This is a genomic window from Arthrobacter sp. CJL-S3, from assembly GCF_056711635.1.
In genome coordinates, this window is record NZ_CM160046.1 from 921918 (window position 1) to 946556 (window position 24639).

Consider the following 24639-nt stretch of genomic DNA (forward strand, 5'->3'; position numbering starts at 1 on the left):
AGCAGATGAGCGAGCCCGAATCCGACCGGATGATTGAGTCGGAACCCGGCAGGAGCGGGGCGTCCGGCAGGACGCCGCCGGCCGGACGGGGACGGCACGACGACGACGCTCCGCCGGAAGCGATCGTCGCCATCCCGCTGCGCCACCCCTGGCGGAACGTGGTGGCGGTACTCCTGGTCCTCGGGCTGGCGGTCTTTGTGCTGGATGCCGCCCAGCGCGCGGACTACGGCTGGCCGGACGTGGGCAAGTACATCTTCGACCGGCGGATCAGCCAGGCCGCATGGGTGACGTTGTGGCTGACCGTCTACTCGATGATCGGCGCGATCGTGATCGGCCTGCTGCTGGCCATCATGCGGCTTTCGCCGAATCCGGTGCTGAAGAGCATTGCCTGGCTGTATATCTGGATCTTCCGGGGAACCCCGGTCTACGTGCAGCTGGTCTTCTGGGGCATCGTGTCCCTGATCTATCCGGTGTTCACCCTCGGCGTTCCGTTTATGGAGCCGTGGGTCACCATCCCGAATGAGGTCTTCACGAACCTCTTCATCACCGCCGTGATCGGGCTGGCCCTGAACGAAGCCGCGTACATGTCCGAAATCGTGCGCGCCGGGCTGCTGTCCGTGGACCAGGGCCAGGAGGAAGCGTCGACGGCGCTGGCCATGTCCTGGGGCCAGACGATGCGGTATGTCGTGGTTCCGCAGGCGATGAAGATCATCATTCCGCCCACCGGCAACGAGGTCATCTCGATGCTCAAGACCACCTCCCTGGTGGCCGCGATCCCGTTGAGCATTGACCTCTACGGCGTGTCCCGCGGTATTTCCGCGGTGACGTTCACCCCGGTGCCGCTGCTGATTGTGGCGTCCCTCTGGTACCTGCTTTTCACTTCCATCCTGATGGTGGGACAGCACTTCATTGAGAAGCGGTTCTCCCGGGGCACCGGGCGGGTCAAGACGGGCAAGGAACCGGCGACGCCGGGACCGGCACCGACGGCGGTTCCCGGCGGGCCCACCCCGCCGATCGGCACGGATTTTGGAGGAAAAGGATGACGGACGCGCCGATGGTGCTCGCGGAGCGGGTCTCCAAGAATTTCGGTACCAACAAGGTGCTGCGCGGGATCAGCCTCGAGGTCGACCCCGGCGAGGTCCTCTGCATTGTGGGCCCCAGCGGTTCGGGCAAGTCGACGTTCCTGCGGTGCATCAACCACTTGGAACGGGTTGACGGCGGCCGGCTTTCGGTCGACGGGCAGCTGGTGGGCTACCGCCAAAAGGGGGACAAGCTCTACGAGCTGAAGCTCAAGGAAGCAGCGTTCCAGCGCCAGGAAATCGGGATGGTGTTCCAGCGGTTCAACCTGTTTCCGCACCTGACCGCAGTGGAGAACATCATTCTGGCGCCCATGCGCGTCAAGGGTATTTCCAAGGTCACAGCCACCGCCCGGGCCATGGAGCTGCTGGAGCGTGTGGGGCTCGGCGACAAGGGGGACGCCTATCCGGCGCACCTGTCCGGCGGGCAGCAGCAGCGCGTGGCGATCGCCCGTGCGCTGGCCATGGACCCGAAGCTGATGCTCTTCGACGAGCCGACAAGCGCCCTGGACCCGGAACTGGTGGGCGAGGTGCTCGACGTTATGAAGGAACTGGCCAAGAGCGGAATGACCATGATCGTGGTGACCCATGAGATGGGGTTCGCCCGCGAGGTGGCGGACACACTGGTGTTCATGGACGAAGGCGTGGTGGTGGAGGCCGGACCGCCCCGGGAGATCCTGAGCAATCCGCAGCACGACCGGACCAGGGCGTTCCTCTCCAAGGTCCTCTGACACCGGGAGTTGACGACGCGGTGGCGGGCCCGGCCTGACACTAGGCCCGGTCCTGCCACCGGCCCGGCCCGGCCGGCGGCTGTGGCTTAGCCGCCGCGCGAGTGGAAAGATGAAGTCGTGGAACGCCTCGCGGACAGCAAGGTCTGGGCTGACTACAACGCGGCCCAGGCGGAGCGTCCTGTGCGCTCCCTCTGCCTGGACGCCATGGCCTTCGCCGGTCCGGGCAACGGCCGCCTCGCCATCGACCTGGGCTGCGGCGCCGGGAAGGAAACGCTGGCGATGCTGCGCGCCGGCTGGCACGTGCATGCCGTCGACTCCCTGCCGGACACCCGGGAACGGCTGCTGGGCATCGCTCCGCCGGACGCGGACGGCCGGCTCAGCATCGAGGTGCGGGCCTTCCAGGACCTCCGGGCGCTCCCGCCGGCAGGCCTCATTTTCGCCGGCTATTCGCTGCCCTTCATCCGCCCGGACAGGTTCGCCGGGTTCTGGGCCGTGATGTTGAAGGCGCTCCGGTCCCGGGGCGTGCTGGCGGTGAACCTCTTCGGGGACCGCGACTCCTGGGCGGACATCCCGGAGTGGAACTTCCACACCGAAGAGGCAGCGCGGCAGCTCTTCGACGGGCTGGAGATCCTGAAGTTCGAGGTGTACGACGACGACGGGCAGTCGTTCCGCGGTCCCAAGCACTGGCACATCTACGACGTGATCGCCCGCAGGCCGTGATGCCGCCGTCACGGGCAGCAGTCTTTTCCCTCCCCGCCGCGAGGGATTCCCCGGGATTCCGAGGCTTCCCGGGTGCCGCAGGACCAAAAGCCTGCGCTGCGTGACGCGTCAGCCGGCCGGTCGCGGCGGAATTTGTCGTCCGGTTCGATTTTGGCTGGCGCCGTGGGACAGACTGTTGCCGTGAGCAACTCTCCCCGGACGGGTCTCGCCGTCGCAGGACTCAGCCTGGGCACGGCCCTGAACCCGCTGAATTCCTCGATGATCGCCGTCGCCCTGGTGGTGCTGCGCGCTGACTTCGGGCTCGACGTCGCCACCGTCACCTGGGTGATCACCTCCTTCTACCTCACCTCCGCCGCGGGGCAGCCGCTCATGGGCCGGCTGGCGGACCGCTTCGGCCCGCGGCGGCTGTTCATGATCGGCATGGCCCTGGTGGCCGTGACCTGCGCCTTGGCCCCGTTCTCGCCGAACTTCGCGGTGCTCTGCGTGGCCCGCGCCTTCATGGCCCTCGGCACGGCCGCCGCCTACCCGAGCGCCGTGGTGATGGTCGGCGCCCTGGCGAAGCAGGCGAACGTGAAGTCCACCCGGCCGCTGGGCCGGATCCAGATGGCCAACACCTCCGCGGCCGCCGTCGGTCCGGTGGTGGGCGGGCTGCTGGTGGGGTTCGTCGGCTGGGAAGCCCTGTTCCTTATCAACGTCCCGCTGGCGCTGGCAGCGATTATCCTGGTCCGCCGCTTTGCCCCGGCGGACGAGGGCCGGGAACGTGGCCGGGTCTCGGAGTTGCTGCGGGACTCGGACATCCCCGGCATCCTAGCCTTCGTCGGCTCCATGGTCCTGGTGATGATGGCGCTGCTCAATGTGTTGCCGGTCTACCGCTGGTGGCTGCTGGGCGCAGGTACCCTGCTGGCCGTGCTCTTCGTGTGGCGCGAGCTGCGTTTCGCCCCGCCGTTCCTGGATCTGCGGCTGCTGGGCAGGAACCGGCCGCTGCTGCTGGTGTATCTGGGGTTCGCCCTGTTCAGCGCCGTCTACTATTTCGCGTTCTTCGGCCTGCCGCAGCTGCTGCAGGAAGCTGGCGGCTACGAGCCCGGGGTGGTGGGCCTGCTGATGTTGCCGCTGGCAGCGATGTCGGTGGTGGTGACGCCGTTAGCGGTCCGCGCCATCGACCGGTTCGGGGTCAAGCGGGTGCTGGTCTCCGGCGTCGTTCTACTCATTGTGGCCTCCGCGGCGATGTGGCTGCTGACGGGCTGGTTCGCCGTTCCGCTGGTGCTGGCGCTGACCGCATTCCTGGGCGTGCCCTACGGGGTCGCCAGCATCGCCTACAACCAGGGCATGTACCTCTCCACCCGGCCGGAAGAGCGGGGTGTGGCCGCCGGGATCTTCCAGACCTGCCGGTATCTGGGGGCGATCACGGCAACGGTGCTGATCGGCATCTTCTACGGCACGGGAGTGAACCAGGCCAACTGGGGGCTGATGGTTTTCGTCATGCTGGGACTCGGCGCGGTGGTGTTGGTGGTGTCGCTGCTGTGGCGGGAGCGACGGGGCTAAGGACCGCCGGGCCGGGCTCCGGCGCCGTCTGACCCGATGGGCCCCCGCCGTCCCAGTGATACTGCCGCAGGAGGTTGGACCGGGCAGGGTCCTTGAGCTTCGCCATCGCCCCGACCTCGATCCGGCGGATGCTTTCCCGGGTGGCGCCGAAGACCTTCGCCACCGCGTCCAGGGTATTCGCCCCGCCGCCGGTCAGACCGAAGCGCAGCGCAATGACTTGGGCCTCCCGGTCCTCGAGTGTGCCGAGCACGGCAAGCAGCTGCGCGTTCAGCTGCTGCCGGAAGAGCGCATCCGTCGCATCGGGGACGGAGGAATCCCACAGTTGTTCGGCCAGGGCTTCGGTTCCGCCCCTGCCGTCGGGCACCTGAGCATCCAACGAACAGACTGGCTTGTCCAAGGCCAGCAGACACCCAACCGTCTCGATCGAACTACCCGTCAGCCGGCTAACGTCCTCGACGCTGCAGATGGCCCCTGTGATGGCGGCCGTCCGTTGCGCTGACCGAACTTTCCGCAGCTGGTCGACGACGTGGGTCGGCAGCCGGATGAGTCGCGACTGATCAGCCAGCGCCCGGATGATGGCGCTCCGGATATGCCACGAGGCGTGGGTGGAGAACTTGCAACCCTTGGTGAAGTCGAACCTGCGCACGGCCCTGTGCAGTCCCAGGTTTCCTTCCTGGATCAGGTCCTCAAAATCGAGGCCGTAGCGGGTGTAATGCTTGGCGATCGACACGACAAGCCGGAGATTGGCGTGGAGCAGCGCGTCTGCGGCACGCTTGCCCAGAAGGACGATCGACCGAAGCTCCCCGCTGTCCTGGCTGGCCCGCGAGGTATCGTCCGCCAGAAGCTGCTCCGCGAGAAGCCCGGCCTCGATCTCCTGCGCCAGTTCCACTTCCTGCTCGGCGGTGAGTAGGTCGTATCGGCCCAGCCGGCGCAGGTAGTCCCCGACGGCGTCGTCGGTGACCCCGCCGGTGGGCGCCAGTAATTCCGGCCAGCCAGGGTCATTTGGCTCGAAGGAGTCGGGGACCGATGCGGCTGCTGCAGGCGAGAATGGCGTCGTGCCGGTTGCTTTGTAGACCCGGTCAGCCATGTCATCCCCTGTTGGACGGTTCAAGCTTGTGAAGGCAGACTACGGGGCCGGTGTGACAAATATCGGGGCGACTACAGTGGCCGCCATGCGAAAGGTCATCTGGCTGTGGCGGAGGTCGCTGAAGAGCCGGTTGGGGCCTATTGACAGGCTCGAAGCGCCGGATTATCTTCTGCCTTAACAGGGCATTTAGCCCATTCCACACTACTTTTTCACAGTCGTTCTCGGCGCTCCGCGCGGCGCCCACTGCCCGGATGGCAGTCTGGCGGCGTGGGTGCGTGCGGCATGCCCGGACAATGCGCTGGGGGATCCAATTCGGTCTCTCGCCCACAAGGAGTCGGAAATGTCTGAAGGTATTGGACTAATTGAGCGGTTTTACAAGGAAGTCGTGGAGACCGGAAACCTAACCCTCATTGATGAGTTGGCGGCGGACGGTTACGTGGAGCATGAAGAGGGCCTCCCGGGGCAGCCCGCCGGCAAGGAAGGTGTGAAATTCTACGTCAACACGATGCGGTCGGCTTTCCCGGACATCAAGGTCAAAGAGCTCGCGCCTGCGTTGATCGCCGGAAATATGGAGGCGTGCCACGTCGTCCTGACGGGCACCCATCGTGGGGAACTGGCAGGCGTCCCGGCAACGGGGAAGAAAGTGGAGTTCGACTGCACTGACATCTTCCGTGTCGAGGACGGGAAGGTCGCCGAGCACTGGGGCACAACAGACAACCTGAGCCTCATGCGGCAGATCGGCGCCATGGCTATGGCCTGAGTCAAACCGAAGCACGACGGCGGCCGGAACGACCGCCGCTGGGCACAACGAAGGCTGTCAACGTTCCGAAAGGGAACGCGGACAGCTTTTCGCTGCACTGTGCCCGGTTGCCCGGTTTGCCCCGTCGCCCTGCTGCGTCAGGCGGCCTGTGCGGGAGGGATCTCCACGACCTGGACCGTCACGCCGGACTGCCGGAAGAGCTCGACCTGTTGCGGGTCCGCGCGGTCGTCGGTGACGAGGATCCACGGGGCGGGGAGCTGCACCCACGCATGGAACGGCCGTTTGCCGAGTTTGGTGGAATCCGCCAGGACGTAGACGGTGTTGCCCCGCCGGGCCATCAGTTCCTTGAGACGGGTCTGCGCCTGGTCGGCCTCGCACAGGCCGGCGTCCACCGTGACGGCGTCCGCGCCCAGGAACACCCGGTCGAAACTCATCCGCTCTAGGGCCGCCTCCGCGATGGGACCCACGAAGGTCTGGCTCACTCCGCGCAGGCGTCCGCCCAGGCAGTCGACCTGGATTCCGGGCGAATCGGCGAGCTCCTGGAGCGTGTTGATGCCGGGCGTTGTGATGGACAGGTTCTCCCGGTCGCGCAGGGCGTGCGCCAGGGCGCCGACTGTTGAGCCGCCGTCGAGCAGGATGTTTTCACCCTCTTTGACTTCGGCGGCCGCCCAGGCGGCGATGGCCTGTTTCTGCTCGAACGCCTCGCCGGTGCGCTGCCGCAGCGACGGTTCGGGGTGCGCGCCCAGCGCCACGGCGCCGCCGTAGGTCCTGGCGAGCTTTCCCTGTTCGTTCAGCCGGGCCAAGTCGCGCCGGATCGTGGACGCGGTCACCGCAAAATGCCGCGACAGTTCCTCCACGGATGCCAGACCCGTGGTCACGGCGAGGTGGTAGATCTCTTCGCGCCTGGCTTTGGCGGTCGTCATCGTTGGCTCTCCTTCAGCGGCTGCGGCCGCACCCAAGCGGCACGCCCGGGTGGCTCGCTGTCCCCATGCTATTCGGGCATGTCCAGATCCCGGTCATAGCGACGCTCCGCCGCAGATCACATAGTTCTGACCCGTGATGGACTTCCCGTGGCGGCCCAGCAGGAAACCGGCGAGCGCGGCGACGTCCTCCGGGTCCACGAGCTGACCCAGAGCCGGTAGTTTCGGCGGTGTGGCGGCCCGGCCCGGGTCGGCCAGCATCGGAGTGTCGGTGGGGCCGGGCGAGAGCACGTTCACCGTGATGCCGCGCGGGGCCAGTTCTTGGGCCCAGGTGCGGCCCAGGCCCAGCAGCGCGGCCTTGGTGGCGGCGTACTGGCTCTTTCCGGGGGAGCCGGTGGAGGTCCGGCTGCCGACGAGGAGCACGCGGCCGCCGTCGGGCATCCGCGGAACGAGGGCGTTGGCGAGGCTGCTCGCGGCCGCCACGTGGACGGTGAACATCCCGGCCAGTGCCGCAGGATCCAGCTCGCCCAGAACCGCGGTCCGCTGGAAGCCGGCGGCATGGACCAGGGCATCCACGGGAGCCAGGTCCGCGACGCACGCCGCCAGCGACGCCGGGTCGGAGAGATCCGCGTGCCGCCACTGGAAGCCCGGCCCCAGCGCGGGCTCGCTCCGGCTGAGCCCGGTCACCTGCCAGCCGTCCGCCAGCAGCCGGAGAACAATGGATTTGCCGATTCCTGAGCTGCAGCCGGTCACGACGGCGTGCTGCCGGGCGTCCGTTGTTGGTTCCATCATGCTGTCGCTCCGTCACCGGCCCCGCGGCCGGCCGACTCGACGCCGACCGAGTGGACGACTGCCGAGCCACCGGCGGACCCGACGCCGGCCGAGTCACCCCCGGCCAAGCCGCCGCCAGCCACGCCGGCCTCCGCTTCGCCGGGCGTGCCCGTGCCCTGGTAGGCCCACTCGGGATCCACCCGGACGTACTTGATGGCCTGGCGGAAGTAGGTGTAGGCGATGTTCAGGGCACCGTCCGGACCCTGATGGATGGACGGGTAGGAGTATTCGCGGTTCAGGCCGTCCCGGGAGTTGTTGGACAGGCAGTAGCCGTCGCCGACGTCGAGGTCGCGGCGGACGGGCCAGCTGCGGCCGCCGTCCTCGGAGATCGCGAGCGTCATCGGGGACCGCGGGGTGCCCCAGAAGGCGCGCCGTTCGCCGGCGTCGCCGGCACCCGAACCGTCGGCACCCGAACCGGCGTCAACCACCGGTTCGGTGATCTGCCCCTGTTCCTCGGCGAGGCCGTCGTCGTCGATCTCGTCGTAGAGCGACAGCCGCCGCTCGGTGGAAGCCCCGGCCTGGCTGTGGTTGTAGACCATCGCCAGCCGGCCGTCGGCCAGGGCGGTGAACTGGATCGAGGAGTTGTTGTTCGGCAGCTCGGTGGGAACGGGTTCGCTCCAGCTGCTGCCGTCGTCGGTGGACCGGGACTCGTAGATCCAGTCGGCCCAGCGGCTGCGGAACAGGGCCAGCAGGGACCCGTCGGCCAGCGGCTGGATGTTCATGTGCACGCAGCCCAGGCTGCCCGGGAGGACATGCTCACTCCAGCTGGCGCCGCCGTCGTCGGAGATCATCACGGCGCTGTCGTCGCTGTTGCCGACCCACTTCTCGCCCGGCGTGGTGATGCAGCGGAAGATCGGGATGAGCCAGCGGCCCGAGGGCAGCACCACGGGCAGCTGCCGGACGAAGACGCCGCCGGTGTCGTTGGCGGGGAACAGGGTCTCTACCGGGCCCCACGTCCGGCCGCTGTCGGTGGAAATGCGTCGGCGGACCTCGGCGGTGTCCTGGTTGCCAGCCTTCTGCGCCGTGTACAGCAGCCACAGCTCCTCGCCGGGTGTGGCGAAGAGGATCGGGTTCTGTTCCGAGCGGGCGGAGTCGTCGGAGAGCTGCTCGGCCGGGGACCACTGGCGGCTTCCGGGCTCCAGCGCGGAGAACCAGATCGAGATGTCCGGCACGCCTTCCTGGGTGCCGCCGAACCACACGCAGCCGAGCCGGCCGTCCGGAAGGGTCAGGAGGTTCGCGGCGTGGCTCTGCACGGTGGGGGCCGGCAGGTAGGCGTACTGGCTGCCGCCGGCGTCCTTCACCCCGCCGTCGGGAGTGATGGTGGTGTAGGCGCTGGTGTGGGTGGTGCTTTCGGTGGCGGGCACGGTTCAGTCCTTTGCGGTTGCGGCGGCCAGGTGGGCTTTGGCGGCCAGCTCCAGGTGGGTCAGGTCGGAGGCGATGGTGGTGAAGGTGTAGCCCTGGCGGAGCCGGAGCGCGGCGATCTCGCCTGCGGCCGTGTGGATCCCGGCGGCGACCCCGGCAGCGGCGGCCGCGTCCGCGATGGTTTCCAGTGCGGCGTTGAATTCCGCTTCGATGGCGGGGTCTCCGGGGAAGGCGCCGCCCACGGCGATGGCCAGGTCGGAGGGCCCCACGTAGATGCCGTCCAGTCCGGGCGTGGCGCAGATTTCCTTGACGTTGGCCAGCCCGTCGGGGGTTTCGATCATGGCGAAGACCAGGGTGGCGGCGTTGGCGTCGGCGGGAACCGGGCCGATCCGCAGGGCCGAGCGCATGGGTCCGTAGGACCGGCCGCCCATCGGCGGGTACTTGGCCGCGGCGACGGCGGCCGCGGCGTCGGCGGCGGTGTTGACCAGCGGGACGATCACGCCGACGGCCCCGGCGTCCAGGGCCTTGCCGATGGCGGTGAGGTTGTTGTCCTCCACCCGCACCATGCCGACGGCGGTGTGCCCGGCGTCGATGGCCATCAGCCCGTTGAGCACGCCCGAGTAGCCGAGCAGCCCGTGCTGGGCGTCCAGGGCCACGTAGTCATAGCCGAGCCGGCTGATGCGCTCGGTGGCGACGGGCGCGTCCAGGACCGCCCAGTAGCCGATGGCCTGCTCGCGGGCGCGGATCTTGCGGGCGAATTCAGTTGCCAGTTCCGATGTCATGTTCTTCTGCCTTCAGTTCGGGGGGAGGGGTGGGGGTGGGGTCAGCGGTTGTACGCGGGCATGGGGCCGCGGAGTCCGGCTCCGACGGCGTCGCAGGCCTCGGCGGTCCCGGCGGGCAGCGGGCCCTTGGCAACCGCGGCGATGTTGGCCTGCAGCTGCTCCACCTTCGACCCGCCGAGCAGCATGGAGCCGACGCCGTTGCGGTAGGCGAGCCAGCGCAGGGACAGTTCGGCGAGGCTGATGCCCGCCTCCCCGGCGATGCCGGCCAGGGCGGTCACGGCTTCGAATAGCTGCTTGTCCCAGTAGCGCTGGGTGTACATGGCCGCGAGCTTGGAGTCGCCGAAGCGGCCTCCGGAGGGCTTGGTTTCGAAGCTGTGTTTGCCGGTCAGCAGGCCGCCGCCGAGCGGGTTGTAGACCATGGTGTGGACCTGGTGGGTGGCGGCGAATTCGAGGTATTCCTCCTCCACCCGGCGGGCGACCAGGTTGTAGAGCTGCTGCGCGACCACCGGCCGGGGCGCGCCGACTTCGCGGGCCACGTGGATGACGTCGGCGATCTGCCAGGCCGCGAAGTTGGAGACGCCCAGGGCGCCGATTTTCCCTTCGGCGGCGAGCTCGGCCACGGTGCCCAGGGTTTCCTGGAGGGGAGTGGCCCGGTCCGGCTGGTGCAGGTAGAACAGGTCGATGCTGTCCACACCGAGCCGGCGGAGGCTGCCCTCGACGCTGTTGCGCAGTCCCTGCCGTGAGAGCGGGGCGTGCTGGCCGTGGTCCGGGTGCGGCATGCCCGCCTTGGAGGCGAGGACGACGTCGGCCCGGCGGTCCTTGAGGAGGCGGGACAGCATCTCCTCGGTGGCTCCGCCGACGTAGGCGTTGGCGGTGTCGATGGTGGTGATGCCGGCGGCCAGCGCCTCATCGACCATCCGGCCGGCGGTGGCTTCATCGACGGTGTCGCCGAAGGTCATGGTGCCCAGGACGAGCCTGGAGATCGGGAGTTTCAGGCCGTCCACTGGCGTGCCTTCGGGCTGGGTGCTCATGCGTTGATTCCTCGCGATTGCTGTGTCGGGTGAAAGTTTGATGGCTCAGGCGCTGGTTTTGAGCGCCAGCGATGAGACCAGATGCCGCGGCTTCAGGCCGGTCATCGTGGACGGGTCCAGGGCGGCCCGGCGGAGCTTGCGGGTGTAGTCCTCCTGCGGGGCGGTGAGCACCTGCGAAGTGGTGCCGTGCTCCACGAGCTTGCCGCGCTGCATGACCATGACGGTATCGCTGATCTCCTGCACCACGCCCAGGTTGTGCGAGATGAAGACGTAGGTGATGCCGGTTTCGTCCTGGATGGATTTGAGCAGCCGGAGCACCTGGGCCTGCACGGAGACGTCGAGGGCGCTGGTGGCCTCGTCGCAGACCAGCAGTTCGGGCTTGGACGCCAGCGCGCGGGCAATCCCGATGCGCTGCCGCTGGCCGCCGGAGAATTCTGCCGGATGTTTGTCCAGGGACGCGACCGGCAGGCCCACCTGGTCGATCAGCATGGCCGCCGCCTTGTTCCGCTCGGCCCGGGACCGGACTCCCTGGAGCTTCAGCGGCTCGGCCACGATTTCCTGCGCCGTGAGGTGCGGATCGAGGGACCCGTAGGGGTCCTGGAAGACCATCTGGAACTTCGAGCGCAGGGGCCGCAGCTTGGCCTCGCTGAGCGAGGCCAGGTCGGTGCCGTCCAGGTCGATCCGGCCGCTGGTGGGCGTGACCAGCCTCATCAGCGCCTTGGCGATGGTTGACTTCCCGCAGCCGGATTCCCCGACGACGGCGATCGTCTTGCCCTTCTCGACCGAGAAGGAGACGTCGTCCACGGCCCGGAAGGTGCCGCCCGAGACGTGGTAGTCCACCACGAGGTTTTCGACGGAAAGGAACGGCTTATTCATGGCGGGCTCCGGTCATGGTCAGGGCGGTGCTGGCCGCCGGGGTCTCGTCCCAAGCTCCGAGGACGGGGATGGCGGCGAGCAGCTTGCGGGTGTACTCGGTGGCAGGGTTGTCCACGATCTGCTGGACCTCGCCGGATTCCACGAACGCGCCGTCCTTCATCACGTGGATCCGGTCCGAGATCAGCCGTGCCACGCCGAGGTCGTGCGTGATCATCAGGATGCCGATGCCGCGCTGTTCCTGCAGCTCAAGCAGCAGGTCCAGGATGCCGGCCTGCACGGTGACGTCCAGGGCGGACGTGGGCTCGTCGGCGACCAGCAGTTGCGGCTCGCTAGCGAGCGAGATGGCGATCAGGACACGCTGGAGCATGCCGCCGGAGAGCTGGTGGGGGTATTTCTTCAGCTGCAGCTCCGGAGTGGGGATGTGGACCTGTTCCAGCAGCCGGATGGCGCGGGCACGGACGGCGCCCGGGTCCTTGGTCGAGGCCGCCCCGGCGATCCTGATGGCCTCGGAGAGCTGGTTGCCGATCGAGTGCACGGGGCTCAGGGCCGTCATGGGGTCCTGCGGGATCAGTGCCAGGGTCTTGCCGCGGACCTTGTCGATCGCCTTGGGGTCGGCGATCACGTCCACGCCGTCGATCCGGACCGATCCTGAGATCACGGCGAGGTCGTCCGGCAGGAGGCGGAGAATGCCCATCGCCGTCGTCGATTTCCCGGAACCGGACTCACCGATGATGGTGACCGTCTCGCCCCGGTGGATCGTGAAGCTGACGGAATCTACGGCGCGGATGATGCCGGCGTCGGTGATCAGCTCCACCTGGAAGTCGCGGACCTCCAGGAGCGGCTGTTCGGTAGGTTCGGTCGTGCTGGCGTGCTTGTTCATGTCAGGCACCCTTCTTCTTGCGGCGGGGACGGTCGCGGAGGCCGTCGCCCAGCAGGTTCACGCCGACGACCATGAGCACGATCACCAGGCCGGGCAGGGTCACCAGCCACCAGGCGGTGGTGATGTAGTCCTGGCCGTCGGAGATGATGCGCCCCCAGGTGGCGAACGGGCGCTGAGGGCCGGCGCCGAGGAAGCTGAGCGCGCTCTCCAGCAGCACGGCCTGGGCCAGGAGGAGCAGGACCACCAGCGTGGCCTGCTTGATGACGTTGGGGATGATGTGCTGGATCAGGATCTGCACACGGTGCAGGCCCAGGATCCGGGCGGCGGAAACGTAGGGCTTTTCGCGTTCCACGAGCACCATGGACCGGGTCAGGCGCGCCACTTCGGGCCATTGGGCAATGGCGATCACGAACGTGATGACGGGGATCGACGGGCCGAAGAGGGCAACCACCAGCAGCAGCATCATCAGCAGCGGGAGGGACATCTGCGCCTCGATCAGGCGTGAGACCACGGTGTCGAGCCGGCCGCCGAAGTAGCCGGCGGCCGCGCCGAGGATGATGCCGATCGCGCCGGAGACGACCACTGCGAGGACGCCGATGGTCAGCGAGACCTGCCCGCCGTGCAGGACCCGGGAAAGCAGGTCGCGGCCCAGCTGGTCGGTGCCGAACAGGTGTCCCTCCGTCAGCGGGTGCAGCAGCCGCGCCGAAAGGTCCTGGTGGTTCGGATCGGGCAGCGGCAGGACCTGCGCCAGGAGGATGGGGATGGCCACCAGGAGGGTGCAGATGACGCCGACGCGGATCTTCACCCGTGCGGCGATCCGGCGGCGGGTTGCGCCGGCCTTGGCGATCAGGGCCTTGGTGACGGCACTGGGGGATTGCTGGCGTCCCCGGACGGCTCCGTCCGGAAGATCGGCGGTGGTGGGGGCTGCGGTGTCGCTGAGGCTCATGCTGTGGCCGCCTTTCCAAGACGAACGCGGGGATCAAGCAGGGGGTAGGCGAGGTCGATGACCAGCTGGACGGCGACCGCGAGCAGCGCCGTGAGCAGGACGGTGGCCTGGATCAGCGGGTAGTCGCGGGTTTCCAGCGCCCGGACGATCAGGGAGCCGACGCCGGGCCAGGCGAACACGACCTCCACCACCACGACGCCGTTGAGCATGGCCGCGAAGCGCGTGCCGAGGGCCGTGAAGACCGGGATGGCCGAGTTGCCCATGGCGTAGCGCCAGGTCAGCAGGGAGTTCCGGACGCCGCGGGAGCGGGCCACGGTCAGGTAGGGCGCGGCGAAGTTGGCGGTCATTTCCCGCCGGACCATCCGCGAGATCAGGGCGATCTGCAGGATGGCGATGGTGACGGTCGGCAGGACCAGGCCGCCCCAGGTGGCGAAGCCCGAGGCCGGGAAGATCGGGATGATCACGGCGAAGCCGGTGAGCAGCATGATGCCGGTCCAGAAGTCCGGCATGGACTGCCCGGCGATGGTCAGGACGTTGACGCCGAACTCGCTCTTCGTGTCCGGCCGGCGGGACATCCAGACGCCCAGCGGGATGGCCACCACGGCCGTGAGGAGGATCGCTGCCGTGGCCAGGGTGAGCGTGTACGGCATCCGTTCGGCCACCACCTGCATGGCCGGGGCCTGGAAGGAGTACGAGGTGCCGAGGTTGCCGGTGAACAGCTGCTGCAGGAAGATCCAGTACTGCTGGAACAGGGGCAGGTCCAGGCCGAACTGCTCCCGGACCTTGGCGAGCTGTTCGGTGGTGGCCAGCGGCCCGGCGTAGGACACGGCCGGGTCGCCCGGGGCCATCCGGATCAGGACGAACACGGTGGACACCGTGAGGAACACGGTCAGCAGGCCCTGTCCGAGCCGCTTGAGGATGTAAGTCGTCATGGTCTAGGCCTCCAGCCGGACGTCAACAAGCGGGTAGGAGTTGGTGGGTGCCAGCGCGAGGCCGCCCACCCGCTCCCGGTGGGCCAGCACGGATTTGGGCACGAACGCCCAGGCGCAGGGCCAGGTCTCCCAGATGGCCTGCTGGGCCACCGCGAGCAGTTCCTGCCGGCGCACGGGGTCCACCTCGGACGCCGCGGCCTGGATCTTGGGCTGCACCTCGGGATTCACGTACCCCTGGTAGGTGTCGCGGGTCTTTTCCTTCTCCGCGGTGCCGGCGTACATGCCCTGCATCATGGTGATGGCCAGGCCGGTGGGGCTGCTGAAGCCGTTGCCCAGCAGGTCCCAGTCGCCTTCCTTGCCCTGGCGCCAGGCCAAGATGTTGCCGCCGGGTTCAAACTGCTGGAGCTCGGTCTTCACTCCGATGTTGCCGAACATCTCAACCAGGGCCTCCATGATGGAGGTGTCGCCGGCAAACTCGCCGGTTTCCCAGATGATCTTCAGGGTCAGGTTGGTGACACCCAGTTCCTGGAGACGGGCCTTGGCCTTCTCCGGGTCATAGACGTACGTTCCTGTCTTGTGGTAGCCGGTGAGGCTCGACGGCGTGACGCCCTCGGCCTGGCTGACGGAATCCACCAGCACGTCCTTGACCAGCGCCTCGCCGTTGATGGCCCAGCTGAGGGCCTCCCGGACCCGGACGTCGGCCAGCGGATGCCCGGCCGGCTTGCGGAAGTTGTAGAAGATCTGGTTCAGCCGCAGGCTGGATGATTCCTTGAGGACGACGCCGGGAAGCCCGGCGAGCTGTTCGCGCGACTCGGGGGTGATGGAGTCGATGACGTCCGCCTCGCCGCTGCGCAGCGCGATGACGCGGCTGGATTCCTCGGGGAGGAACCGGACCTCGACGTTCTCCGCCTGCGGGGCAGGGCCCCAGTAGTTCTCGTTGCGCTTCAGGCTGTAGGTGCCGGCGCCGCGGTTGAACTTGGTCACGACGTACGGGCCGGTGCCCACGCCGTCCTGCAGTTCCTCGGGCTTGTTCGCGGCCGCGGGGCTGATCAGGATCATGCTCATGAGGGAGTCCAGGATGGGAATGGGATTCTTCGATTCCATCCGGAATGTAAGGGCGTCCACGGGGACCACGGTGGGGAACTCGGGGAAGAAGCCGGCGACGAACGAGCCCTGGACCTGCTGGTACATCTTGAGGGCGGTGGAAATGTCCTCGATCTGCAACGGGGTCCCGTCGGAGTACTTGACGCCTTCGCGGAGGCGGACGGTCCACTGGGTGGGGCCGGTCATTTCGAAGCTCTCGGCCAGGACCAGGATGGGCTTCGTTTCGGGGCCGATGGCGGTGAGGCCCTGGCGGACGGCGCGCTGCACGGTGACGGCGGCGTCGAACTGGTTGAGTTTGTTATCCAGGCTGACAAGGGACCTGTTGAGCGCCAGGGTTAGGGTGCTGGGACCTGGCAGGCCGGTGGGGCCGGCACATCCGGCGACGGCGCCTGTGCCCAGGAGAAGTCCGCCCAGCGCGCCGAACTGCAGGAGGCGGCGGCGGGAAATCTCACTTCCTTGAGGAAGAACGGTCATCGTTGACCTCTCGGGTTGAACGGGACGGCTGGCGGCCGGATGGCCTGCGCCGTGTTACGTGGATCACTTTGCCACGGTTGCGCGTTTTGCGCAACCTCCATGGCGCGATCCGCGCAGTTGTGTCATGATGAGGACATCGACAACCCGATCAACAGTTCCATTCAGCTCGATCCCGGGAGGAGGAGACATGGCGGCAGTGCTTATCCAGGCCGATGATTTTTCCGGCGCCGCCGAGGTGGGGCAGTGCTTCGCCCGGCTGGGGCTGGGCACGCAGGTCCTCTTGGATCCTGTGCTCCTGGACCATTTTATTTCACCGACCGGCGACGCGGCGCTTTCTGGAGGGCCCGAGGTGCTGGTGGTCGACACCCACTCGCGGGCTTCCTCCGCGGAGGAAGCGGCCGACGCCGTCACCCGGGTTTTCGCCGGTGACGATGCGGCGCGCACGCCGGTGCTTTTCAAGAAGATCGACTCGCTGTGGCGGGGGAATGTGGGCGCCGAAGTGGCCGCCTTGACCGGCCTCGGCTGCCACGTGCTGCTGGCAGGCGCTCTGCCCCAGCTGCGGCGCACCGTCGTGGACGGCCGTCCCTTGATTGATGGTGTGCCGCTGGCCGCCACCGCTCTCTGGGCGGCGGAGGCAACTGCGCCGCCGTCTTCGGTGGCGGAAGTGCTGGGGGAACCGGGCGTTGACGCCCACGGCGCAGTGCCCTCGGCCAAGCACCCGGCAGTCCAGGCCGTGAATCTTGCCGCGGTCCGGTCCCCGGACCTGGCCACCAGGCTCCGCCGGCTGTTCTCAGGCGACGCACCCGTGACCGTGGTGGCCGACGGCGAGACCGAGGTGGACCTGGCCGCCGTGGTCGCAGCCCTGGCGGAATTGAACTACACCGCCGGCGGCCGGCGCATCGTCCTGGTGGGCACCGGCGGCATCGCCACCGTGCTCGCACAGGCAGTCCGCGCCAGGGTGCCTGGGGGAAACACGCAGGTTTCCGCCGCGGACTCCGGTACCCCGGACCCGACCGAAAGCGGAGCCCGGCCGGTGCTCGCCGTCGTCGGCTCCGCCTCGGAGGCCGCGCGCCGGCAACTGCGGGAGCTGCAGACCGGAGGCTTTACCGTCGTCGGGCTGGACCCGGAGGAGCTGCGCGGGCAGGATCTGCCGGTGAAGCTCAGCCTGGTCCGTGAGAACCTGGCCGCCGGCGAGCCGGTGGCCCTGACGGTGGCCGCCGAAACCGTGGATCCCCGCGACGCCGGCGCGATCGTCGGCAACCTGGCCCGCTTCGTGTCCGGGGTCCTGGATGCCCCCGCTGCCGTCCCGCCCGACCTGATCCTCACGGGCGGCGAAACCGCCCGCGAGGTGCTGGAACGCCTCGGCGTCCGGACGCTGGAGCCGCTGGGCGAAGTCCAGCACGGGGCCGTGATCAGCCGCGCCGACGACGGCAGGCTGGTTGGCACCAAGCCCGGCAGCTTCGGCGATGACCACGCCCTGCTGCAGCTCTACCACTCGATTCACAGCCGCCGAGCGGGCCATCCCGCCGGCGCTGCAAGCCAAGAACCACTCGACCCTTCCGAAATCTCTGGAGAAGCAATGAATTCAGCGTTGAATACCACCGAACAGGACACCCGTCCCGTCATCGCGGTCACCATGGGCGACGGCGCCGGCGTCGGGCCCGAAGTCACGGTGGGCGCGCTGCTGGCTGAAAACGCCTACCAGGACTGCCGTCCGGTGGTCATCGGGGACATGTACCGGCTGAACCTGGGAGCGAAAGCCTTGGGCGTCGAGGCTGACATCGTGGAGATCCAGGACGTCGCGGACGCCGTTTTTGAACCGGGACGCATCAACGTGATCGATCCGAAGCTGCTCTCGCCCGAGCTGCCGTGGGGGCAGGAATCCGCCGAGGCCGGCAACGCCGCCTACCACTACATCCGGATCGCCTGCGAGCTCGGCATGAGCGGGCAGGTGCAGGGGATCTGCACGGCGCCGCTGAACAAGGCCGCGCTGCACAAGGCCGGGCACATCTACCCGGGCCACACCGAGCTGCTGGCCCACTTCATGGGGATCGAGGAAGTGTCCATGATGCTGTCCACGCCCAAGGTCAAGGTCATCCACGTCACCACGCACATCGGCCTGATCGACGCCGTCAACAAGATTGAGCCCGGTCTGGTGGAGCGGACGGTCCGCCGCGGCTACAGCGCCATGCAGCGCGCCGGCATCGCCGATCCCAAGATCGGCGTCTGCGCCATCAACCCGCACGCCGGGGAGAACGGCCTCTTCGGCTACGGCGAGGAAGCGGAGAAGATCACCCCGGCGATCGAAAAGCTGCAGGCCGACGGCATCGACGCCCGCGGCCCGCTCCCGGCGGACACCGCGTTCTTCCTGGCCGGCCGCGGCGACTTCGACCTGATCGTGGCGATGTACCACGACCAGGGCCACGGCCCCGTCAAGGTCCTCGGCATCGAAGCCGGCGTGAACATCACCGTGGGGCTGCCGGTGATCCGCACCTCCGTGGACCACGGCACCGCCTTCGACATCGCGGGCAAGGGCATCGTCGACGTGCGCAGCATGATCGAGGCGCTGCGGCAGGCGGCGGAAATGTCGCCGAGCCCGGTGCTGCAGAAGTAAAAGTTTTCACAAGGGAGGCGGCCACATAGTGGCCGCCTCTTTCTGTTTATTCGGGGCCAGCGGACCAGGCTTTTTCACGTGCGGCTACCTGGTCCGCCGGCAATTTTCACCCCTGTTTCCGCCGGCCCGAAGCGGTCCATAATGGCCACATCAGCTTCGGGACACGGAAGGGAATCATCATGCTCAAGGATTCAAACATCATGGCCGTCCTCCCCGCGAAGGACATCAGCAGGGCGAAGGATTTCTACCGGGACAAGCTGGGAATGGAACCGTCCGAGTCCATGGAGGACGACAGCGTGATGTACCGCTGCGGCAACGGAACGGGCTTCCTCATTTACCAGACGGAGAATGCCGGGACAGCCAAGAACACCCAGATGGGCTGGGAGACGGACAATCTCGAACGCGAGATGGAGGAACTCCGGGGCCGCGGGATCGCCTTTGAAGACTACGATTTCCCCGGCCTGAAGACGGAGAACGGCGTTGCCACCAGCGACTGGGGAAAGTCCGCCTGGTTCCTGGACAGCGAGGGCAACATTCTCAACATCTCCCAGCGCGCATAATCAGCCCTTGAGCCCGTAGGCCTTCGGCAGCTTCAGGCCGCGCTCCTCCATGACGGTGCGCAGGCGGGTGGGGTAATCGGTGATGATGCCGTCCACGCCGAGGTCCATCAGGCGTTGCATGTCCGCTGTGGTGTTCACGGTCCAGGGGACCACCGGGAGGCCGAGTTCGTGGGCCTCAGCAATCATGCCGGGGGTGACGGAGCGGAAGGCGGGGGAGATGACGTCGTAGCCCTGGGCTGCCGCTGCCTTGGCCAGGGATCCGCCGTAGGTGTCGATGTCGATGCCGCCGAGGTTGGGGCTGGCGCCGGGCTGGCCGACCGCGAGCCAGGCGTCGCCGCTGGACAACGCAACGAGCGGCAGCTCCGGGGCGATCTCCTTGGTCAGGTTCAGCGATGACCAGTCGAAAGACTGCACCGTGATGCGGTCCGCCATGCCGGAGGCCTGGATCTCCGCCACCACGGCCCTGGTCAGCGCCACCATGCCCTCGCCGCCGATCTGGCTGCTTTCCACCTTGGTCTCGATATTGAAGCGGACCTTCTCGGCGCCGGCGTCGCGCACCAGCTGGAACACGTCCTTGAGCTCGGCGATCCGGTTGCCCTCGATCACGTCCTGCCCCGGGTAGCCCTTGAGTGGGGTGAACCCGCAGTCCAGCGTCTTGATCTGGGCCAGCGAGAGCTCGGCCACCCGTTCACCGACATAGGGGAAGGCAGCGTCGCCTGGCGTGGCCGGCACCGTGTCCTGGCACTTGTCCGCCTGGATGGTGTCGTCGTGCCAGACAATGACCTTGCCGTCCGACGTCAGGTGGGTGTCCAGCTCCAGGGTGGTCACTCCCAGTTTCAGCGAGTTGGCGAACGCGGCCAGGGATTCCTCGGTCCACTCGCCGCGGCCTCCCCGGTGTGACTGCAGGTCAAAGGAGCCGTTGCTCTCGTTGGTCTTGATGCTGGCTTTCGCTGTGACGGCGGCCGTTCCGGCAGCGTTCGACGACGGCGCGGCGCCGGCTTCGGCGGGTGAAACGGCGACGGCGGGTCCCGCCAGGGCGGCGATGAGCGCGGCGGTGGCCGCGGCAGTCAGGGGTGTGCGCATGGTGATGGTTCCTCCCGGGTGACGGTTGCCGGCGCTGCGCCGGCGACCCGACCACCCTAGGGAGGCGAGATGGACTGCCGCGTTCGGGGAACTGGACCTCGGGTGAACACTTCATCGCCGTGCCGCTCTTCTAGTCCTCGTCCTCACAAATGCGTAGAATCCACAGTGTCTACTGGAACCATCCGCGCTGGGTGTTCCCTGCGATGGCCAGGACGACCAAGCGGTCAGCGAAAGCACCGATGGGCCTGATCGCAGAATCAGGAGCACGTGATGAAAACAGTTCGAAACGTCGCAGCGGGTGCAGCATTAACCGCCGCTCTCGCCGGCGGCGGCATGTATCTCGCCATGGCCGCTCCGGACGGCACAGCGTCGTCCACAATGCTGTCTGTTTCCCAGAACAAGGGTGGACACCAAGCCAACGGCATCACCGAGCAGTTGCTGACAGGCGACACCGCCGCCCGGGTGGAAGCGGCAGTGAAGGCTGCCAACCCTGGGGCGACCATAGTCCGCGTCGAAACCGACGCGGAGGGGGCTGCCTACGAGGCGCACATCCGGAAATCCGACGGGACATCAGCGACAGTAAAGCTGGACGCCTCGTTCAACATCACGGGAACCGAAACGCGCAAGCGACGCTAAAGGGGACCCCTCCTCATGAATCTAACCCCGCCTCGATCGGCTCGAGGTCGCGGACGGCGTAGCGGTGGTGTTCCCATTCCTCGTTGAGGATGGTGTGCAGGCACGAGAGGACCGTCACCGGTTGTTCGGGGGCCCACGGGTTGCGGCGGGCCGCGGACAGCTCAGCCGGGGTGACCGTGGCGAGGTAGTCGCGCACCATGGCTGCCCTGCCGGCGCGGACCTCGAGCACTTCGGCATACGGCGGTGCGACCGTCGAGAAGACCGACAGGTCGTAACCGTCGGTCTCGTACTCTGCATTCGGCTGGCCGATGGGGTGGTAGGGCTGGTCGATCTCCAGGATTCCCCGGCCCAGCCACGTGTCGGTGGCCATCACCAGGTGACGCAGGGTCTGCGCGAAGGTCCACTCGCCATCCACCGAGAGATCCACCGTTCCGTCCGGCATCGCCGCGACCCGCTCCAGCGTCACCGACCAGGTCCGCTCCAGCACCGCCCAGGCGGCACGAAGGCTTTCGGGATCACCGGCGCCTCGTTCGGCGCGGCCGGGGAAGCGGCGGTTGAGTTCTGCCTCGACGAAGGGGACCACATCGACGCCGTTGACATTCAAGGAGTTCCCGCCGTCGAACAGCCACGGGGCATCGATGTCCGCCCCGGCCACGTCTACCGCGCGCATCACGGCGCCGGACAGGTCAGACCGGACGAACCGGGCTCCCCGCAGGTTCACGTCGACGAACTCGGCTCCCTGGAGGTCATCGGACTGACTGAAAGCTGCCATGACGACAACTTACCCACGTTCCCACGCTGGCCGCACGTACCGGGGCGCCTGACGCGGCCGGTCCCTAGGTGCGGCTCCCCAATACCGCCTGCAATTTCTCGAAGGACTCGGTCCATCCGCTGCGGTGCAGGGCCAGCCGCTCCTCCGTCAGGAACGGGCCCTGCGAGAGCACCAGGCGTGTGTCCTCGCCGGTGATCCCGAGGGACAGGTCGACGACGGTTTCCCGGTCGTCCGGTGTCGGTTCCTCCCAGCGGAAGGTGTACACCAGGCGCCAGGGAGGATCGATCTCCAGGAACTCGCCCGAGAGGTGGAACGGCTCGCCGTCCGGCGGCGCCATGCGGAATCCGTAGCGGCCGCCTTCCGTGAGGTTCAGTTCGGCCGCCGGGATGGTGAAGCCGTGCGGACCCCACCACTTCACCAGCTCGGTCGAGTCCGTCAGCATCCGGAAGACTTCCTCCGGGGGAGCATCGAGCGTGCATTCGAGGTTCAGGACCAGTCCGTCGGTTTCCTCATTCATTGCTCAACTCTGGCACCCTATGGACGCTGACGGAAGCGCCGCGCGCTTGCGGGTGTCTGGTCGTCCTCAGAGCCCGCCGGAGACTCGGATCGTTGCGCCTGTGGCGTAGCCGGCATCGTCGGAGAGAAGCCAGGCAACAGCTCCCGCAATCTCGTCGGGCTGCCCCGCACGACCCATCGGGATCACTGAGGCGACCTTCGCGGGACGGTCGCGGTCCTGGTGAAAGTCCGTCCACACTGTCCCGGGAGCGACAGCATTCACCCGGATGTTCTTCGCCGCAAGCTCCTTGGAAAGCCCGACCGTGAGCGCTTCGACGGCGGCCTTCGCCGCCGCGTAGTGGACATAGGTGCCGGCGCCGCCCAGCGTCGCTGCGACGGAGGAGATGTTGACGATGGAGCCGCCCCCGGCCCGGCTCATCGGCCCGATGGCGTACTTGCAGCAGGCGATCACGCCCAACAGGTTCACGTCGAGGTCGCGGCGGATCGCGCCCAGGCTATTGCCCTCCAAGGAACCGACGGCGGATGCCGAGCCGGCGTTGTTCACCAATCCCGTCAGAGTGCCGAAGGCCTGGACCCGGTCGAAGAGGCCGACGACGGAGTCCTCTTCGGTCGTGTCGGTCTGCAGGACGAGGGCGCGTTGACCCGTGCGTCTGACATCGGAGGCCACCGCGTCGGCAGCATCACGGTCCCGCAGGTACGTGATCACCACGTCGTGCCCCTCTGCCGCCAGGCGGCGACTGATCGCGGCACCGATTCCCCGGCTCCCGCCGGTGACCACCGTCAGCCTGCCCGTCACTGTGCGCCCCGCGGTCCAGGCTTAGGGGCGGCCGTTTGTCGTCGGACGGCGGGGAGTACGCCGGTCACAAACAGTTCGGCGGATTCGTTGATCATGGTCAATGGTAGGTTCCCGACGACGTCCGGACCTCCGCTGCGGGCTGCGGCGCCCGGGTGGCGGCGAGCCGTTTTGCCAGGTATTTGGCGTCCCGGCCCACGCCGGGGAGGGTTTCGGATGCTTCGGCGAAGATGAGCTCTTGCCCCAGCAGGAACAGGCCCGGCAGGGCATCCACGATCCCGCGGTGCTGCTGCTCCCGCCAGTTGGCCGGCAGCGCCGGGATGTCCAGCCAGGGGTAGGCCTCGGTGAAGCCGGTGCACCAGATGACGTTTGCCACCGGAAGGCGCCGGCCGCCGTCGAGCACTACTTCACCGTCCTCAACTCCGGTGACCCGCGGCACCAGGTGGACGCCGGCGGCGCCGAGATCCGCGAGCCTGGTGCGGATCAGCGGCCGTGCCATGGCCCCGATCTTGGGCAGCGCCCTGCGCCCTACCGGCGTGCTGGTGTTCAGCACGTGCAGCCCGGCGAAGCGGATCACCGGGAACACGAAGCGGGCCGCGGCCCGGCCGTGCCGGAACGGGACCTCGCCGCTCGGCTTGCCGGCCAGCCAGGTTTCGTGCGTGCGGCTGGTCTCCAGGGCGATCTCCGCCCCGGAGTTGCCCACCCCCACCACCAGCACGGGGCCGGGCTTGAGCTGGCCCGGGTTCCTGTACTGGTGGGAGTGGAGCTGCACGACGTCGGACGGCAGTTCCGCCGCGAAGCCCGGCGTCCTGGGCAGCTGGCAGGCTCCGGTGGCGAGGACGACGTTCGCCGCCGACCAGCGCTGCGTCCCGGCCGTGACCTGGAACCGCTGCCCGTCGTGGCTCAGCCGGGTGACGGCCGTGTTGGGCCGGACCGGCAGGTGGAACCGGGAGGCGTAGTCCTCCAGATAGTCCGCCTGCTCGTCCTTGGTGGGGAAGGCGAGGCGGTCGCCCGGGAAGGGCCGGCCGGGCAGGCCGTCGTACTTGGCGGGGGTGAACAGGCGCAGCGAGTCCCAGCGGCTCCGCCACGCGTCGCCAACCCGCGTGCCGGCGTCGAGAATGACAAAGTCCCGATGCTGCTGCGCCAGGTAGTAGCCCAGCGCCAGGCCGGACTGTCCGCCGCCGATGATGACGGTATCGACGGCGGCAGTGCCGACGGCGCCGCCGGTGCCGGTTGCTGGGGTGGTGTTCATGGTGGTGCCTCCTTGGTGTGGCAGGTGCAGTGGGGTGGTTATGAACGCTGTGCCCGCTGCGGCCGCTGTGTAAACGGGGTGCCCGCGGGCCCGGACCGGAAGCGCAGGTACCAGATGAGCAGCAGCGCGGAGGCGACGACGTAGAAGAAGTGCAGCAGCCAGATCGGTCCCGGCGGGAGGCTGAAGACGTAGACGGAGTGCACCGCGTTGGCGACGTTGCTCAGCGCGAGGTAGCCGAGGCTGTAGGAGTCAAGATCCCTTGTGTGGAGGGCCTTGAGCAGCATGGGCAGGTAGCTCACGGCGAAGAGGCCGGTGGAGACCATTCCTGCGAGCACGTAAACGTTCATGCCATTAACGCT

25 protein-coding genes are annotated in these 24639 nt (G+C 67.9%); 8 read left to right on the forward strand and 17 right to left on the reverse strand.

The window, feature by feature from the left end:
* The first annotated feature begins 5 nt into the window (after positions 1–5).
* The 4 genes from AC06G6_RS04255 (at position 6) to AC06G6_RS04270 (ending at position 4069) form a co-directional block, all read left to right on the forward strand.
* Entirely contained in the window at positions 6–1043 is a 1038-nt protein-coding gene (locus AC06G6_RS04255) for an amino acid ABC transporter permease (RefSeq protein ID WP_479826666.1), read from the forward strand.
* On the forward strand, positions 1040–1807 hold the full coding sequence (locus AC06G6_RS04260; RefSeq protein ID WP_479826668.1) for an amino acid ABC transporter ATP-binding protein: 768 nt from the start codon (positions 1040–1042) through the stop codon (positions 1805–1807). Before AC06G6_RS04255 ends, AC06G6_RS04260 begins: the two co-directional genes overlap by 4 nt.
* Before the next feature lie 117 nt (positions 1808–1924).
* A complete protein-coding gene (locus AC06G6_RS04265; RefSeq protein WP_479826670.1) occupies positions 1925–2527 on the forward strand; it encodes a class I SAM-dependent methyltransferase in 603 nt (200 codons plus the stop codon).
* A 180-nt stretch (positions 2528–2707) separates the two neighbouring features.
* Complete coding sequence (locus AC06G6_RS04270) at positions 2708–4069, forward strand: MFS transporter (protein ID WP_479826672.1); 1362 nt, start codon at positions 2708–2710, stop codon at positions 4067–4069.
* Here AC06G6_RS04270 and AC06G6_RS04275 read toward each other — a convergent pair.
* Positions 4005–5156, reverse strand: coding sequence for a sigma-70 family RNA polymerase sigma factor (locus tag AC06G6_RS04275; protein ID WP_479826674.1), 1152 nt, complete (start codon positions 5154–5156; stop codon positions 4005–4007). The genes AC06G6_RS04270 and AC06G6_RS04275 overlap by 65 nt on opposite strands.
* 340 nt (positions 5157–5496) lie before the next feature.
* Between AC06G6_RS04275 and AC06G6_RS04280 the strand changes: the two genes are divergently transcribed.
* Positions 5497–5916 (forward strand): ester cyclase, encoded by a 420-nt coding sequence (locus AC06G6_RS04280; RefSeq protein WP_479826676.1) that lies wholly within the window; start codon positions 5497–5499, stop codon positions 5914–5916.
* 137 nt (positions 5917–6053) lie between these two features.
* Here the strand turns inward: AC06G6_RS04280 and AC06G6_RS04285 are convergent, their stop codons facing one another.
* The 10 genes from AC06G6_RS04285 to AC06G6_RS04330 form a co-directional block, all read right to left on the reverse strand.
* Positions 6054–6839 carry a DeoR/GlpR family DNA-binding transcription regulator gene (locus AC06G6_RS04285; protein WP_479826678.1) on the reverse strand — a complete coding sequence of 262 codons (786 nt, stop codon included), beginning with the start codon at positions 6837–6839 and terminating at the stop codon, positions 6054–6056.
* A gap of 93 nt (positions 6840–6932) precedes the next feature.
* A complete protein-coding gene (locus AC06G6_RS04290) occupies positions 6933–7628 on the reverse strand; it encodes an SDR family NAD(P)-dependent oxidoreductase (protein WP_479826679.1) in 696 nt (231 codons plus the stop codon).
* Positions 7625–9031 (reverse strand): sialidase family protein, encoded by a 1407-nt coding sequence (locus tag AC06G6_RS04295; protein WP_479826681.1) that lies wholly within the window; start codon positions 9029–9031, stop codon positions 7625–7627. Before AC06G6_RS04295 ends, AC06G6_RS04290 begins: the two co-directional genes overlap by 4 nt.
* Before the next feature lie 3 nt (positions 9032–9034).
* Positions 9035–9811 (reverse strand): HpcH/HpaI aldolase family protein, encoded by a 777-nt coding sequence (locus AC06G6_RS04300; RefSeq protein ID WP_479826683.1) that lies wholly within the window; start codon positions 9809–9811, stop codon positions 9035–9037.
* A 41-nt stretch (positions 9812–9852) separates the two neighbouring features.
* Positions 9853–10842 (reverse strand): aldo/keto reductase, encoded by a 990-nt coding sequence (locus tag AC06G6_RS04305; RefSeq protein ID WP_479826685.1) that lies wholly within the window; start codon positions 10840–10842, stop codon positions 9853–9855.
* Between the two features lie 45 nt (positions 10843–10887).
* A complete protein-coding gene (locus tag AC06G6_RS04310) occupies positions 10888–11718 on the reverse strand; it encodes an ATP-binding cassette domain-containing protein (RefSeq protein WP_479826687.1) in 831 nt (276 codons plus the stop codon).
* Positions 11711–12598: an ABC transporter ATP-binding protein gene (locus AC06G6_RS04315; RefSeq protein ID WP_479826689.1), complete on the reverse strand. Its 888-nt coding sequence runs from the start codon at positions 12596–12598 to the stop codon at positions 11711–11713. The genes AC06G6_RS04310 and AC06G6_RS04315 overlap by 8 nt, the downstream gene beginning before the upstream one ends.
* Position 12599: 1 nt before the next feature.
* Positions 12600–13544: an ABC transporter permease gene (locus tag AC06G6_RS04320; RefSeq protein ID WP_479826691.1), complete on the reverse strand. Its 945-nt coding sequence runs from the start codon at positions 13542–13544 to the stop codon at positions 12600–12602.
* Positions 13541–14476 (reverse strand): ABC transporter permease, encoded by a 936-nt coding sequence (locus tag AC06G6_RS04325; RefSeq protein WP_479826693.1) that lies wholly within the window; start codon positions 14474–14476, stop codon positions 13541–13543. Before AC06G6_RS04325 ends, AC06G6_RS04320 begins: the two co-directional genes overlap by 4 nt.
* A gap of 3 nt (positions 14477–14479) precedes the next feature.
* Positions 14480–16054: an ABC transporter substrate-binding protein gene (locus AC06G6_RS04330; RefSeq protein WP_479826695.1), complete on the reverse strand. Its 1575-nt coding sequence runs from the start codon at positions 16052–16054 to the stop codon at positions 14480–14482.
* A 187-nt stretch (positions 16055–16241) separates the two neighbouring features.
* Between AC06G6_RS04330 and pdxA the strand changes: the two genes are divergently transcribed.
* The gene (gene pdxA / locus AC06G6_RS04335) at positions 16242–18668 is read left to right on the forward strand and encodes a 4-hydroxythreonine-4-phosphate dehydrogenase PdxA (RefSeq protein ID WP_479826697.1); all 2427 of its coding nucleotides are present in this window, start codon (positions 16242–16244) and stop codon (positions 18666–18668) included.
* A gap of 179 nt (positions 18669–18847) precedes the next feature.
* The gene (locus tag AC06G6_RS04340) at positions 18848–19228 is read left to right on the forward strand and encodes a VOC family protein (protein ID WP_479826699.1); all 381 of its coding nucleotides are present in this window, start codon (positions 18848–18850) and stop codon (positions 19226–19228) included.
* Here the strand turns inward: AC06G6_RS04340 and AC06G6_RS04345 are convergent, their stop codons facing one another.
* Entirely contained in the window at positions 19229–20311 is a 1083-nt protein-coding gene (locus tag AC06G6_RS04345; protein ID WP_479826702.1) for a glycerophosphodiester phosphodiesterase family protein, read from the reverse strand.
* A 270-nt stretch (positions 20312–20581) separates the two neighbouring features.
* Between AC06G6_RS04345 and AC06G6_RS04350 the strand changes: the two genes are divergently transcribed.
* Entirely contained in the window at positions 20582–20947 is a 366-nt protein-coding gene (locus tag AC06G6_RS04350; RefSeq protein WP_479826704.1) for a hypothetical protein, read from the forward strand.
* A gap of 13 nt (positions 20948–20960) precedes the next feature.
* On the opposite strand, the gene AC06G6_RS04355 is transcribed toward AC06G6_RS04350, so the two are convergent.
* The 5 genes from AC06G6_RS04355 to AC06G6_RS04375 all read right to left on the reverse strand — a co-directional run bounded on the left by AC06G6_RS04355 (position 20961) and on the right by AC06G6_RS04375 (position 24627).
* Positions 20961–21719: a DinB family protein gene (locus AC06G6_RS04355; RefSeq protein WP_479826706.1), complete on the reverse strand. Its 759-nt coding sequence runs from the start codon at positions 21717–21719 to the stop codon at positions 20961–20963.
* A gap of 64 nt (positions 21720–21783) precedes the next feature.
* Positions 21784–22236: an SRPBCC family protein gene (locus AC06G6_RS04360; RefSeq protein ID WP_479826708.1), complete on the reverse strand. Its 453-nt coding sequence runs from the start codon at positions 22234–22236 to the stop codon at positions 21784–21786.
* Between the two features lie 66 nt (positions 22237–22302).
* On the reverse strand, positions 22303–23031 hold the full coding sequence (locus tag AC06G6_RS04365; RefSeq protein WP_479826710.1) for an SDR family NAD(P)-dependent oxidoreductase: 729 nt from the start codon (positions 23029–23031) through the stop codon (positions 22303–22305).
* A 97-nt stretch (positions 23032–23128) separates the two neighbouring features.
* Positions 23129–24280 (reverse strand): flavin-containing monooxygenase, encoded by a 1152-nt coding sequence (locus AC06G6_RS04370; RefSeq protein ID WP_479826712.1) that lies wholly within the window; start codon positions 24278–24280, stop codon positions 23129–23131.
* A 38-nt stretch (positions 24281–24318) separates the two neighbouring features.
* Positions 24319–24627 carry a hypothetical protein gene (locus AC06G6_RS04375; RefSeq protein WP_479826714.1) on the reverse strand — a complete coding sequence of 103 codons (309 nt, stop codon included), beginning with the start codon at positions 24625–24627 and terminating at the stop codon, positions 24319–24321.
* Positions 24628–24639 lie beyond the last annotated feature (12 nt).

Bases quoted from the DNA above. Each gene is read 5' to 3' on its own strand.
- AC06G6_RS04320 (WP_479826691.1), bottom strand. From the start codon at position 13,544: ATGAGCCTCAGCGACACCGCAGCCCCCACCACCGCCGATCTTCCGGAC.
- AC06G6_RS04255 (WP_479826666.1), top strand. From the start codon at position 6: ATGAGCGAGCCCGAATCCGACCGGATGATTGAGTCGGAACCCGGCAGG.
- AC06G6_RS04355 (WP_479826706.1), bottom strand. From the start codon at position 21,719: ATGGCAGCTTTCAGTCAGTCCGATGACCTCCAGGGAGCCGAGTTCGTC.
- AC06G6_RS04305 (WP_479826685.1), bottom strand. From the start codon at position 10,842: ATGAGCACCCAGCCCGAAGGCACGCCAGTGGACGGCCTGAAACTCCCG.
- AC06G6_RS04350 (WP_479826704.1), top strand. From the start codon at position 20,582: ATGAAAACAGTTCGAAACGTCGCAGCGGGTGCAGCATTAACCGCCGCT.
- AC06G6_RS04300 (WP_479826683.1), bottom strand. From the start codon at position 9,811: ATGACATCGGAACTGGCAACTGAATTCGCCCGCAAGATCCGCGCCCGC.
- AC06G6_RS04280 (WP_479826676.1), top strand. From the start codon at position 5,497: ATGTCTGAAGGTATTGGACTAATTGAGCGGTTTTACAAGGAAGTCGTG.
- AC06G6_RS04315 (WP_479826689.1), bottom strand. From the start codon at position 12,598: ATGAACAAGCACGCCAGCACGACCGAACCTACCGAACAGCCGCTCCTG.
- AC06G6_RS04275 (WP_479826674.1), bottom strand. From the start codon at position 5,156: ATGGCTGACCGGGTCTACAAAGCAACCGGCACGACGCCATTCTCGCCT.
- AC06G6_RS04340 (WP_479826699.1), top strand. From the start codon at position 18,848: ATGCTCAAGGATTCAAACATCATGGCCGTCCTCCCCGCGAAGGACATC.
- AC06G6_RS04325 (WP_479826693.1), bottom strand. From the start codon at position 14,476: ATGACGACTTACATCCTCAAGCGGCTCGGACAGGGCCTGCTGACCGTG.
- pdxA (WP_479826697.1), top strand. From the start codon at position 16,242: ATGGCGGCAGTGCTTATCCAGGCCGATGATTTTTCCGGCGCCGCCGAG.
- AC06G6_RS04370 (WP_479826712.1), bottom strand. From the start codon at position 24,280: ATGAACACCACCCCAGCAACCGGCACCGGCGGCGCCGTCGGCACTGCC.
- AC06G6_RS04345 (WP_479826702.1), bottom strand. From the start codon at position 20,311: ATGCGCACACCCCTGACTGCCGCGGCCACCGCCGCGCTCATCGCCGCC.
- AC06G6_RS04285 (WP_479826678.1), bottom strand. From the start codon at position 6,839: ATGACGACCGCCAAAGCCAGGCGCGAAGAGATCTACCACCTCGCCGTG.
- AC06G6_RS04310 (WP_479826687.1), bottom strand. From the start codon at position 11,718: ATGAATAAGCCGTTCCTTTCCGTCGAAAACCTCGTGGTGGACTACCAC.
- AC06G6_RS04330 (WP_479826695.1), bottom strand. From the start codon at position 16,054: ATGACCGTTCTTCCTCAAGGAAGTGAGATTTCCCGCCGCCGCCTCCTG.
- AC06G6_RS04290 (WP_479826679.1), bottom strand. From the start codon at position 7,628: ATGATGGAACCAACAACGGACGCCCGGCAGCACGCCGTCGTGACCGGC.
- AC06G6_RS04375 (WP_479826714.1), bottom strand. From the start codon at position 24,627: ATGAACGTTTACGTGCTCGCAGGAATGGTCTCCACCGGCCTCTTCGCC.
- AC06G6_RS04360 (WP_479826708.1), bottom strand. From the start codon at position 22,236: ATGAATGAGGAAACCGACGGACTGGTCCTGAACCTCGAATGCACGCTC.
- AC06G6_RS04260 (WP_479826668.1), top strand. From the start codon at position 1,040: ATGACGGACGCGCCGATGGTGCTCGCGGAGCGGGTCTCCAAGAATTTC.